This window comes from Marinifilum fragile (assembly GCF_963677365.1).
GTDB classification, from domain to species: Bacteria; Bacteroidota; Bacteroidia; order Bacteroidales; family Marinifilaceae; genus Marinifilum; species Marinifilum fragile.
Window position 1 is genome coordinate 2,982,188 of record NZ_OY781962.1, and the last position, 13,709, is coordinate 2,995,896.

At 36.2% G+C, this 13,709-nt stretch carries 6 protein-coding genes; 3 read left to right on the top strand and 3 right to left on the bottom strand.

Annotation, left to right across the window (positions count from 1 at the left end; genetic code table 11):
* Positions 1–49: 49 nt before the first annotated feature.
* The 3 genes from ACKPCA_RS11870 to ACKPCA_RS11880 form a co-directional block, all read right to left on the bottom strand.
* The gene (locus ACKPCA_RS11870; RefSeq protein ID WP_321279289.1) at positions 50–1,372 is read right to left on the bottom strand and encodes a DUF3472 domain-containing protein; all 1,323 of its coding nucleotides are present in this window, start codon (positions 1,370–1,372) and stop codon (positions 50–52) included.
* A 247-nt stretch (positions 1,373–1,619) separates the two neighbouring features.
* Positions 1,620–3,329 (bottom strand): RagB/SusD family nutrient uptake outer membrane protein, encoded by a 1,710-nt coding sequence (locus tag ACKPCA_RS11875; RefSeq protein WP_321279290.1) that lies wholly within the window; start codon positions 3,327–3,329, stop codon positions 1,620–1,622.
* Positions 3,330–3,347: 18 nt separating this feature from the next.
* Positions 3,348–6,353 (bottom strand): SusC/RagA family TonB-linked outer membrane protein, encoded by a 3,006-nt coding sequence (locus tag ACKPCA_RS11880; protein ID WP_321279291.1) that lies wholly within the window; start codon positions 6,351–6,353, stop codon positions 3,348–3,350.
* Between the two features lie 504 nt (positions 6,354–6,857).
* On the opposite strand from ACKPCA_RS11880, the gene ACKPCA_RS11885 reads away from it, so the two are divergent.
* The 3 genes from ACKPCA_RS11885 to ACKPCA_RS11895 are packed head-to-tail and all read left to right on the top strand — an operon-like array spanning position 6,858 to position 13,673.
* Positions 6,858–10,937: an ATP-binding protein gene (locus ACKPCA_RS11885; protein WP_321279292.1), complete on the top strand. Its 4,080-nt coding sequence runs from the start codon at positions 6,858–6,860 to the stop codon at positions 10,935–10,937.
* 2 nt (positions 10,938–10,939) lie between these two features.
* Positions 10,940–12,334 (top strand): NapC/NirT family cytochrome c, encoded by a 1,395-nt coding sequence (locus tag ACKPCA_RS11890; RefSeq protein WP_321279293.1) that lies wholly within the window; start codon positions 10,940–10,942, stop codon positions 12,332–12,334.
* The gene (locus ACKPCA_RS11895; protein ID WP_321279294.1) at positions 12,327–13,673 is read left to right on the top strand and encodes a Gfo/Idh/MocA family protein; all 1,347 of its coding nucleotides are present in this window, start codon (positions 12,327–12,329) and stop codon (positions 13,671–13,673) included. The genes ACKPCA_RS11890 and ACKPCA_RS11895 overlap by 8 nt, the downstream gene beginning before the upstream one ends.
* The last annotated feature ends 36 nt before the right edge of the window (positions 13,674–13,709 follow it).

A 13,709-nucleotide genomic window follows, 5' to 3' on the forward strand; every position in this document is an offset into this window, starting at 1 on the left:
TGATTAACAAAACCATAATTAAAAGGAGAAAATGAACCCCTCCTATTAATTAAGGTAATTTGGTGAAATCAATATATGGTTGTGTTTGTGTTTTCTTTCTAATAAAATCGGTATCAAATGCTACTCTATCACTAAAAAAGCCACAGTTTCTTAAATAGAATTTCCCATTTTCTTCTCCACCTGCATAGTCTCTTCTAGCATCTTTTCTGGCAGTAGCATCTGCAGTAAACTTAGCCTCGTTTAATTCATGCCATACTCCATTTGTATCCACTACCCATTGATTGTTGTAATAAGCTTTTCTGCCGATAGGTCCCATTTCTGTTATGAAATTCTCTAAAAATGAGTGAGGCCTTTTCAAGTAAGTGCTTGTTTTAGGTCTTCTAAAACTTGCAATAAGTTCCCATTCTCCTTTTTCAGGAGCATAAAACCATGCTGTATAGTCGGTACAATTATTATCAGCAGGAACCCCTTTCAATAAGAATTTGTAGGTATTATCCGCTTTCCAATTGTATACTTTGTAACTCTGTCCACCTGATCCTTCATTACCAAATTTACCAGTAGTTACGCCCTCTCCTTTCTTCAATAATTTAATCTTGTATTCATCAGGAATACTGTTTGGGTCATCAGTTTGATAAGGACTCCAAACTGAAAATAGAACTCTTCTTTCTGTTTCCGAATTTACCTGGATGCCAAAATAACCTTCGCCAAAACCATTGGCCATAAAGTAAGAACCAACTACGTCCTGACCTTTAGGTACAGTAAGTTCATTGTAAAACCATTCAACATTTTCTACATTTTCAGGAACCTTATAGGCTAGATGAACTGAAGGTCCTCTTCTCCCCCAATAAAAATCATCCTTTACACAAATTACTGGTTTTGAAGTAACTTCACCCCCAATTAAAATGTCTGTAAAACTACCAAAGGTAGTTCCTGATTTTTCAACTCCTTTTACATCTACATAATAATATCCCGATTCTGCTACAGTAAAGCTGCCAATATCTAATTTTGAAAAGTCCGAATTCGAAAGTTTGATTTCTTTATTCTCATTATTGAATGAAAACAGAACTTTTGATTCGCCACTTGTATTTTTTGCTCTAACTCCTAACTGTATTTCCCCTGCACGCTCTACCCAAAACCAAGTTCTTATTACTGATTCTTTGTTGTTCCAGTTACTCACACCATTCTCTGTAATCATTTGACTATTCAGGTTCGTGTGATTAATCACCCATGAGTTTCCGGCAATTGGCACACTAACGGTATAGTTAACCGGAGTCTTTTTAATTTCTTCTTCGTCGCTACTTTTACCGCATGCACTAATAGAAGCCACAATGCAACTTCCAAAAATCAGTAGATTTAAAAATTGTTTCAACATCTTGTTTATGTTTAAACTTTGTGCCCTCATTACTCATTCCCCTTATAATGAGGAGCACAAAGTATATTGCCTTTGCTTGAATTCTTTACCTATGGTATTTCTCAAACTCAAGGCATTTTGTTAAAGGATTATAGCAAGAGGAGACGGCTTGGATCTGAAGACCCGTTTCTACCAAATGTATGTAAATGACTGTTCAATAATTTCAAAACTGCCGCCTCCCACTTTTACTAATCACCAACTATGAAGTTTATGGATTTTGCTGTAGTTCAACCGGATAAGCATCAATTTCTCTTTGAGGAATATAACATCTTACCTCATTTGCAGTGTATGGTACTTCCAAACGAACTGCTGTTGCTGATCCTAAATCATGCGTACCTGGGTATCTTCTGTTCAAAGTCAACTTATTACGGAAAACATCAAATTTTCTGTGTCCTTCGTAAGCCAACTCTACACGTCTTTCTTGTAATACAACATCCAAAATTGTTCTTCCTTCTGGAACTTCAGTATAAGCAGGAATCTGTGCTCTCTCACGGATTACATTAATATTTTCCAATGCTTTTGCCGAATTGTTCTGTTTCGCATATGATTCAGCTCTGTTCAAATACATCTCTGCCAAACGCGATACAACTGGCGACCAGTTTTGAGTCTCACCTTCCTGACGAGAACATTTCACCACGTAATATTTAGGGTAACCATTTCTCGATTTCATTTTATAAGTAAGCTCTGCATACTGCTTTTCACCACCTAACATTACATAGTTACGAGTGATATCGCCGGCAATTTCCTCTTCTACGTAAGTCTTGGTTCCTTCTTCTTCGAAATAATACTTCATGGTACCATCTACCTCTTCTTCCTGAACCTCTTTAACTACGTAACGATATCTTTCGTGCTGCTGATTCTCATCATAAAACTCTTCAGTCCACTGAACCGTTCTAATTTTTCCATTATCACCTTCAATAAATTGTGGTTCAATAAATGCATGTCTCAAATCCTGAGGATACTGATTCATTACCTCACGCAATGAGCTCGAAGCATACATTTCACCCCATCCCATACCATCAATATGAGAATACATAGCACCTACTGTTAAGTAAGGTCTCCATTGTCCCCAACTTGGATTACCATCAGGCAAATCGGTATCAGTTAAATGACGAAGTGCAAATATGGTTTCATTATTATCTTCTGGTAAATGAACAGGATACTCAGCGTAATCTTTATCTTGAATTAAACTATATCTTCCCGAGTTAATTACCTTATCTGAATATTCAATACATTTTGCATGATCTTCCATATAAAGATACACACGAGATAATAAAGCTTGTGCTACTTCTTTAGAAGCATAGCAAGAATTCTTTTCAGACTTTAACAATGTTTCAGCTTTTAACAAATCCGCTTCAATCTGAGCATAAACCTCAGAAACTTTAGAACGAATTGGGAATTCATCTGGATCTGATGTTGTCTTTAATGGAACTCCCAAACTTTCACCATTATCTTGAGCATATGGACGTCCAAAAGCATTTACCATGGTAAAATACAAGAAAGCGCGCAAGTAGTAGTTCTCACCAATCAAGTTGTCCATTTCTGAACTTTTCCCCTCTTCAGCTTTCTCAATTACTTTGTTACAAGCAATTATTACCTTAAATGAGTTTCCCCATAAACCAGACAAATGTCCATTATCCTTGTTTCTTTGCAGATTATACAAATAAAACAATCCATCAGTAGTTGATCCACTTAACGCAACGTTATCACTTCCGAATTCCGGAATGTAGTGGAATGGTTTCACAAAATACTCTGACTTTAAGAAGGAATAGTTCCCTAATGTAGCATTGTACAATCCCTCCTCAGTACTTAAGGCCACCTGATCACTCATTTCTTCATAAGGCATTTTCTCCAAATCACATGAAGAAAAAATACCAATGGTCATTAGTGTCAGTAATATATATGTAAGTTTTTTCATTGTTATTACTTTTTTAATTTAAAATTGAAGGTTTAATCCAAACATAAATTTACGTGACATTGGGTACAAGGCACCTGCTGTTCCTTCAGTATAAATACGACTCGAATAGCTTCCAGTATCACCAACTACGGCCACTTCAGGATCAGCACCCGAGAAGTCTGTTAATGTCCACAAATTCTCTCCACTTACGTAAAGCTTAAGTCCTTTTACATTTAATTTTGAAAGAACAGATTCAGGTAAGTTATAGCTTAATGTAACGTTACGTAATTTCAAATAGCTACCATCTTCAAGGTATCTGGATGAAGGCTTGTGTGCAAAATTATTACCACCATCTAAAGTTCTTGGGTGAGTGGCAATGTCACCAGGTTTTTCCCATCTACTCCAACCATCTTGCAATTTCATACTATTGAAAGTTGCATAGCCACCATCACTATCGAAAGTTTCACGTGCACTATGATAAATGTAGTTACCGTAAGAATAACCAAAGTTTGCAGAAAGACTTAGATTTTTGTAGCTAACCGAAGTTGAAAAACCTCCAAAGAAATCAGGCGATGAAGACTTTCCAGTGTAGTTTTCAGTTGCTTCAGCATATGTGTCTGTTTTCTCTTTAGTTCCATCTTCATTCTCTTTGTACCAAAGAGGATTACCTGTTGCAGGATCTACACCTGCCCACTCGTACATATAGAATTCATCCATATCTCGGCCTTCTGTATAACGCTTGTAACCTGCATCTTGCTTATTACCATTATACATCTCTTTGATCTCATTTTTGTTGAAACCAATATTGAAATCAAAATCCCAGATCAAATCATCAGTTTTAATAATATCAGTACTTAAAGTAATTTCGATACCTTTATTATTCAACTTACCAATATTTTGCCATTGGCCTGAATAACCTGAAACAGCTGGGAATGCCACATAATATAACAAATCCGAGGTGTTACGATCGTAAAGATCAACACTTAAGTTAACTCTATTGAAAATACGTGCATCAATGGCAAAATTGCTCATATAAGTTTTTTCCCAAGTCAATTTAGTGTTTTCAGGATTAGAAGGGAATGCCGCAGGTACTCCAACATAATGTCTGTTAATTTCATACAAACCATATGATCCATAGTATGAAGTTGGCATATTTCCTACCGAACCGTAACTAGCTCTTAGTTTCAAGCTATTCAACCAGCTGATGTCTTGCATAAAGTCCTCCTCATGTATGCTCCATCCAGCACTAACTGTAAAGAAGTTACCGAATCTATTGTCTTCTCCAAAACGTGAAGAACCATCTCTACGGAAAGAGAACTGCCCCATGTATCGGTTTTTATAAATATAGTTTGTATTGAAAAGGTAAGACTCCATAGCCCACTCTGACTTCGTTCCACCTACTGCTTTAGGCTCTGCTGCCACATTCAGAACTTCGGTTCCCATAGGAATTCCTTTTCCTGTAACATCTGAAGACTCATAGAAATAATCTGAGTACTCGTACCCAACCATAGCGGTAAGGTTGTGATCATCACCAATTGCATTGTTGAATTTCAACATTTGGTTGGTAAATCTTTTTGTAACATTGTAATTATTGTTACTCAATGTTCCATTATCTGATTCACCAGCTGTTGATCTTGCATCGGTATAACCTTCTCCAAAATAATGAGTGTAGTTGTAGTTATTGGTTGACTCGAATGTCAAATAGTCATTGATCTTATAATTGAAACCCATGTTTACATCACCACCAACAACTCTAGATCTACTCCAATTCCATTGTAGGTTATACATATAGTTAGAACCATCACGACCTGTCCAGTAGTCTCCTTCTGTTCCTTCTGATAGAGCATCTGTTCCTTCATCACCTTTCATAACTTGTCCATCCATTGTGTAAGGACTATCCCAAGGCATGTAGTGGTATAAAGAATATACGCTATGCTGCTTACTGTCTGATTTTTTCACATAACCTGAAAGTTTCGCCTTTAAAGTCAATTTATCATTCACTTTATAATCGATATTTGCTCTCATGGTATACTTATCGTACTCATATCCTTTTACAGATCCAGTTTCATTGTAATAGTCAGCCAACAAGAATGTACTTACTTTACCATTGTTACCAGAGAAAGAAACATTATAGTTCTGAACTTTACCAGTTTGCGTACCAACATCAAACCAATCCGTATCAGTTTCCAATAATCTTTCAGTAAACCAAGGTTTGGTATTCCAAGATTTGTGATAATCATACAATTCCTGAGTATTCATTAACTCAAAGTTTCCTAGAGTTAAAATGTTAACTCCATAATTTGCATTAACAGAAAGAACTTCTCTACCTTTCTTAGCACTTTTTGTAGTTACAATAATTACCCCATTTGAACCTCTTGATCCGTACAATGCAGTTGCCGAAGCATCTTTCAAAATAGAGATGTTTTCTATCTCATTCGGACTAATTGCAGAACCATCAGCTCCAACTACACCATCAACTACCCACAATGGATCCACTTCTGAGTTCAAAGATCCTTTTCCTCGAATTCGAATTTTGGCTTTACTTCCTGGCTGTCCACTCGTAGTAGAAACATATACCCCTGAAGCTTTACCTTGCAAAAGGTTCTCTACACGTGGAGTAGTTACATCTTTCAATTTGTCAGCCTTTACAGAAGCTACAGATCCAGTTAAGTTTGATTTCTTTTGAGTTCCGTAAGCAACTACTACAACCTCCTCTAAACTCTCTGTATCAGACTCCAACTTGAAATCGATTGCAGTCTGGTTTCCTACTGCTATTTCCTGAGATTGATACCCAATAAAGGATACCACCAAAATGTCTGATTCATTTTCAGACTCAATAGTATACTTCCCATCAAAATCTGTAGTTGTTCCTACAGTGGTTCCTTTAATCCAAAGGTTGGCCCCAATAATCGTCTCCCCCGAGGAAGCATCGGTCACTACCCCTGTAATAGTTCTTCCGTTCTGTGCAATTGCATTAGCTGCAAACAGAACAAGAACCAGAGCAATACTTAATACGCGACTAAGTCTTTTGCACGTTTTCTTCATGTTTTTCATTAGCATTTTTTCCTAGATTAGTTATTAATCGGGTTATTTATCCGTTTTCGTCTTTAGCATTATAATAATGCTTTCGACATTGAATCAATCCAAATTTGAAAAATACTTATTTGAATGCTGGGTAAATATTCTGCGATTAGGTGGAGATTTTATAAAGCCTATTGTTTGGTAATTATTTTTATTGCTTGAAATAAGCCGATAGAAATGGGAAAGTACCCTATTCTTAGGCATTACAGAAGAATTGAAATAATCGTAAATTAAGAAGTCAAAGGTCAATATTTCCACCTGATCATGGACTGGTGGACGTTTTAAGCAAATACGAGTGTTTTTTCAGCATTCACTTATTATTTAAGCAACTGTGCTATTATAAATTCCATTTTAAGCGTACATTGTAATACTTTTTAAAAGTCTGTAAAAAAAGTGTGCAAGATAGTTTGACAGGCTTTATTTGGATACGTATTTTTGATAATTCCTGAAGAACGAGAAAGATTGACTATGTGCCGAATCAATAAATACAATTCTATCATTTTAGTATTGGTGTTGCTACTAACATCAACTACTTTATTTGCCGACGAAACTACCAACTTTATTCATCTGCAAGCAAAGAACAATGGACAACAAACCAATGCAACTAATGTAGTTGAAGATTCCAAAGGATATCTGTTTATCGAATCATATGTTGGGCTTTTAAAATATGATGGATATGATTTCAAACTTATTCATCAATCCAAAATATTTAGTCAAAAGGCTTATTCAAGCTCCCTGCTTAAATTATTAAAGCAAAAAGATCAAACCATTTGGGCCATATCCCGCAAAGGCGATATCTCAAAATTATTGCCATCAGGTAAATTTCAAGAGTATGTCTCTGTAATAAGTAACCCTAACGAAGATTTTCAGTTTGAGTCAACAAATATTAGTGATACCATAATTTGGATGGGATCAAACAATGGATTGGTTATTGGGCAATCAACCAGAACAAAAAAAATAATCAAATTCGATACTCAAACGAACGAAAATATTACGTCCATTTCTCAGGATAACAGAAATACCATTTGGTTTGGGACAAGCAAAGGACGAATATTTAAGGGCAACATTAGAACTAAAGAATTACAAGAAATCAAAGGTCCTTTTAATAATCCCTTTAACACAATCATACTAAGTACCGATAACTACAATAATCTGTGGATTGGTACGGAATTACATGGTTTATTTCACTATGATACAAAGACCAATAAATATGAGGACTACAAAGAAAAGGGCTTAAAACTTAACTTTGTCCCCTCCAATATGATTATTCGAGTTTTTAAGGATAGCAATGGTTTAATTTGGATGGGAACCGATGGTGGCGGACTTTATAAAATTGATCCTAAAACCAAACAGGTAAAACGTTATACTCAACAAAAAACCAACCCTTTCTCTCTGCAAAGCAAAACAGTAATTGGAATTGGTGAAACCAACAACAAGGACATTTGGGTATTTACCAATTACGGTAATATTAATATCATTCCTAACGAGTCAAACACTGTTGGCTATCATTGTGGCAGCATAGATGGATCGCCAAACCGAATTTTGTCGGTACTTAAAGCTAAAAATGGAAACTTATGGTTGGGCACTGATGGAGAAGGATTAAGTCGAATCAATGCCAACGGAAATGCTACTCACCAGTACATTGCAAACACGAGTTCTTCCAGAGGAATTCCAGGAAACTATATCCAAGCCATTGCTGAGGATAAGAATGGAAATTTATGGATAGGAACCTATTTAAATGGTTTGGCTTTTTTCAATAAAAACACCAACAAATTTACCCGAATAAAAACTGCTAACCAATATGGACAAGTTGGAACTGATATTCGTTCCATATACATCGATAAAAAAAATAGGATTTGGACAGGCAGTAACATTGGAATTTTTGTTTTTAACGACAAACAGCAACAAATCGCTTATTTCCAGTATAACAATCAGGACTTACAAGGAAGTATTGCAGAATTCTTTATTGAGGATGAAATTGGACAATTCTGGATTGGAATGTTTAATGGAGGTATTTGTTTGATGGACGAGTCCACTAACCTTCAAAACTCCAGATTCATCACTTACAAATTATCACCCTCAAACAATATTACGGAAAGCAGTGTTTTGCATGGTGTATCCGATCAATGTGGATTCTTGTACTTGATTAATGGCTACTCAAAATTGGTAACGTTCGATATTCACAAAAAAGAAGTAGTACCTATTAAAGGTTTTTCCAATGACCAAATACATGGTTGCCTTGCAATTATTTCGAGCGACAAGCATAACATTTGGCTTTCAAAAAACAATGGGATTTCTCACCTTGATTTACAATCGAACGAAGAATATTTTTATACCTGGAAAAATGGCATTATTAAAGGCAAATTCCTTACTGGAAGTGCTTTTAAAGATCCCGAAGGGATCATTTACTTTGGTGGAATTGAAGGAGTCAATTACTTCAATCCGAACGACATGCAAACGCAGAAAAAAGATTTAAATCTATACATCAATCATCTAGAGATTGTAAACAGAAATGCAGAAGAAATCATTCCTGAACAAGTTGTCAATGGAATAGAGCAAACCAAAAAATTACAATTCAATTACAAGCAAACTTCGTTCTCGTTTCAGTTTTCGGTAATTGATGATCACCTTGGTCCAAACTATACTTATGCTTATCGTCTAAAGGGATTTAACGACAATTGGATAACAACAAGTGAAAACAGGGTAGCCACCTATACAAATATTCCTTATGGAGACTATACTTTTGAAGTAAAAGCAGGAACAAAACCTAACGATTGGAACATCTCTGCCAAATCAATTGATATCGAAATTCTTCCTCCACTCTGGAAAAGATGGTGGGCTTACACAATTTATTTCCTTCTACTTTTTGTAATCAGCTTTTTCATCATCAGGTATTATATTATGTGGGTTAAGCTAAAGCAAAAACTATTGGTGGAAGAGCTTCAGAATGAAAAGAACAAGGAACTATATGCAATGAAAATGAATTTCTTCGCTAAAATGTCGCACGAAATTCAAACCCCATTAACTCTAATACTGTCTCCAATTGACAATATGATTGAACGAGCGGAAGGAAATCTACTGCTATCACAACGTTTACAGGTAATTAAAAACAATGCAACTCGCCTTTCGAGAATAGCCATGGAATTAATGACCATTCGAAACAAAGAAATGGGAAAACTTACAATTCGTGCCAGTGAAGACAATGTGGTAAACCATTTGAATAAAGTTGCTCTATCGTTTATGGAACAGGCACGTTTCAAACATATTGATTTAAATCTGGAGTGCGAATCGAAAAAAATAATGCTGTGGTATGATCATCATAAACTGGAGCATATTATTTACAATCTATTGGCCAACGCCTTTAAGTTTACACCACGCGATGGAAAAATCACGCTTGAAATTAAAGAGGATATCGACAGCAATAAGGTTTATATAAAAGTTACTGATACTGGAATTGGAATTCCAAAGCACGATTTGGAGAATATCTTTAATCTGTTCTATCAATCGCAAGATGGTAAAAGCGTAGGAGGAACAGGCATTGGTTTAGCACTTACCAAGGAGCTTATTTTACTGCACAAAGGTGAAATAAAAGTAGAATCTGAAATTAATAAAGGAACCATATTCACCATTGCATTGCCTATGGGAAATGAACATTTCACTAAGGAAGAAATTATCATTCAAGATATTGTACAAACTAAAGTTGAAGAGGCAAAAAGTATTACAGAATCTAAAGAAGAACAGCTTGAACCTTCGATAGATGAGAATAAAAGAAACTTGTTAATTGTGGAAGACAATTTTGAAATGCTAATGTTTTTAGAGGATAGTTTTAAACCTCATTATAACGTAATTACTGCTCAAAATGGTCAGGAAGCATTGGATAAAGCTACTTCTCTTAAAACTGATATTATCCTTAGTGATGTAATGATGCCAATTATGGATGGTGTTACTCTTTGCAAACTTTTAAAAGAAAAAAGAAGTACCAGACATATTCCAATTATTTTGCTTACAACTAAAAATGCGACAGCATCTAAATTGGAAGGATTACAATTTGGCGCAATAGAATACCTTAACAAGCCTTTTAATGTAAAAGAGCTATTGCTTAAAGTGAATAATATTCTGGAAGCTCAACAAAGATTAATTGAGCAATACAGAGCCGAAATATTAACTGAAAGTAAAGAAATTGAAGTTAAATCACCTGATGAGAAGTTTATTGAATCGGTAATCATGGAAATGGAACGAAATTTCGATAACCCTGATTTTCGTCTTGAAGATTTGGCCGAACCATTAAATATGAGTTACTCAAATATTTACAGAAAATTCCAGGCTCTTACCGATAAAACTTTGGTTGATTTCATGCGAACTTTCCGTTTAAAAAAGGCAATCCCTTTGCTTGTAAAACACAACTTCACCATTTCCGAAATCGCATTTCAAATTGGCTTTAACGATCCGAAATATTTTTCGAAGTGCTTTAAAAAAGAGTATGGTGTAACTCCAAAGCAATACAAGCAACAGAACAATTCAACAACTGACAATATCATTGAAAATTAGCAATGACGATATTAAAAAAATATAAATTCCTTCTTTTTATTCTAACTGCTTTTCTTTTTGCGTTTGTATTTACAGCAAGCCTTAAAGGAATCGATAAGTACACATCAAATGATCAGTACTGCATTTCGTGTCATGTCCATACCCATGCGGATAACAGCTGGAGACAGGCAAGTCATTACAATAACAAAAGTGGCGTAGTTGTGCACTGTGTTGACTGTCATCTCCCTCCAAAAGATCATATGAATTATTGGCCCGAAAAAATCAAAGCTGCATCCAAAGATTTGTATTCATTTTACTTTACCGATCACTCAAAAATCGATTGGGAAGAGAAATCCATGGTAAAACATGCCAAGAATCATACTTACAATGAATCTTGCATCAACTGTCATGACAACTTGTTTCCTCTGCATCTTTCAAAAAAGGGTGACAAGGCGCATCTATATTACAAGAATAACCAAGATAAACTGAATTGTATCAACTGTCATTTAGATGTAGGACATGGGGGCAAGAAAATGCACAAGCCCAACATAGCATTCCTGCAAAAAGATAAAATAACTGAAGTATTTAAAGAGGCTGCAAATATTTCAAACTTTGAGGATTTTACCGAACAAATTCCTGATACAGATGTATCATTTGAAATGGTTGCCATTCCAAAAACAGACACGATTGCTCCATTCTTTATGGGCAAAATTGAAGTATCGTGGAATGAGTACAAAACATTCCTTGAAGAAACAGAATCGGAAGGTAGAATTATTGAAAATAAAGAAGATGTTGATGCCATTAGCGGCGCAACTCCACCTTTTGGCGATCCATCGCAAGGCTGGGGAATGGGTACCAGACCTGCCATTACAATGACATGGCATGCTGCCAACACCTATTGCAAATGGCTTTCGCAAAAAACCGGCAAAACTTATCGTTTGCCAACGAAAGAAGAATGGATTCATGCCTGTAAAGCCAATAGCACGGAAGATTTTTTCTTTGGAGGCAAAGTAAAAGATTATAAAAAAAGCAAGTTCCCTATGAGCTTATTCCGATCTCCCAATGAAAAAATCAATGAATATGTGACCTGGTCAGAGAACGGCAATGAAAGAACAGCTCTCCCAGATCAGGTAAAACCCAATCCTTTTGGGCTAATCAACATGCTCGGAAACGTTAAGGAATTTTGCTCTGATGAGATTAATATCAATGGCACAACAGAACATGTTATTATGGGTGGATCATTTAATAGTAAAATAGAAGATTTGCTATACCATAAAGTCGATCATACACAGCATGAGGCCTGGATGATTACAGATCCACAAATTCCAAAAAGCATTTGGTGGTATTCAGATTGTACCGATGTTGGATTCAGAGTAGTTTGTGAATTTCCTAAAAAACAAAGCAAGAGACATGAATAAATCATACGAACAAAGTCGCAGAAAATTTATCCGTAATGCCGCAGCTGCAGGTATAATTGGTGCTGTTGGTTTCAATAGCCTTTTCACATCTTGCAATAATGGCAAACAAAGAGAATATGATTTTCCACCTATGCTGCCTACAGCCCCTGATGGTCCACTTTTAAAAGCTGGAGTTGTTGGCTGTGGATATCGTGGAACGGGTGCCGCCCTTAACTTTTTAAATGCAGGCCCCAATCTGGAAATTGCAGCCTTGGCAGATGTTTTTCAGGATCGTGTTGATGCGTGTAGAAAGCAAATAAAGGAAAAGAAAGGTATTGATGTATCACCTGACAAATGCTTTGTTGGTATCGATTCGTTTGAAAAACTGATGGAATGTGACTTAGATGTAGTGATTTTAGCAACTCCCCCTCACTTTAGACCACAACATTTCGAGGCTTGTGTTAAGGCAAAAAAACATGTATTCATGGAAAAGCCTATCGCAGTAGATCCAGTTGGCGTTCGATCGGTAATGGTTTCGGCGGAAAAAGCTAAAATGCTTGGTCTATCCGTTGTCACAGGTACAATCAAGCGCCATCAGCAAGACTATATAGAAACCTTTAAGCAGGTAAATAAAGGTGCAATTGGAGAAATTGTCTCAGCAAATAGTTATTACAATGTTGGGAAACTTTGGCATCGAAACCCAAGAGCCGATTGGTCAGAACTGGAAAATATGATTCGAAATTGGGTGAACTGGTGCTGGCTTTCGGGCGATCACATCGTGGAACAGCATGTTCACAACCTCGACACGGTAAATTGGTTTGTTGGCAAACATCCTGAAAAAGCATTGGGTTTTGGGGCTCGTCATCAAAGAATCACAGGCGATCAGTACGACATGTTTAGTGTGGATTTTGTTTACGATAAGGACATACATTATCACAGCATGTGCCGACAAATTAATAATTGTTCCAATTCAGTTTCCGATCGAATTCAAGGAAGCAAAGGATTCACCAATTGCGAGAATAGCATTTTTGATTTAGATGGATCCATAAAATGGACATTCGAATATCCGAAAAAAGGAACAGGCAAAAACATCAGCCGATTACAAACCAATCCATTCGATCAGGAGCATATCGATTTGGTAACTTCTATTCGAACCAACCAGGCAATTAACGAAGCATTTCAAATTGCAGAATCTACCCTAACAGGAATCATGGGTAGAGTTTCGGCCTATACAGGCAAAGAGGTTACCTGGGATGAGATGATGAATTCTGATTTGTACCTAGGACCAAAAAACTATGCAATTGGCCCTGTAGATATCCTAAAAGAGGTTCCTAAACCTGGAAAAGCTCCAGCTATTTAATTCGAATTAGCAAAGTACATAAAAAACGTGCTTATG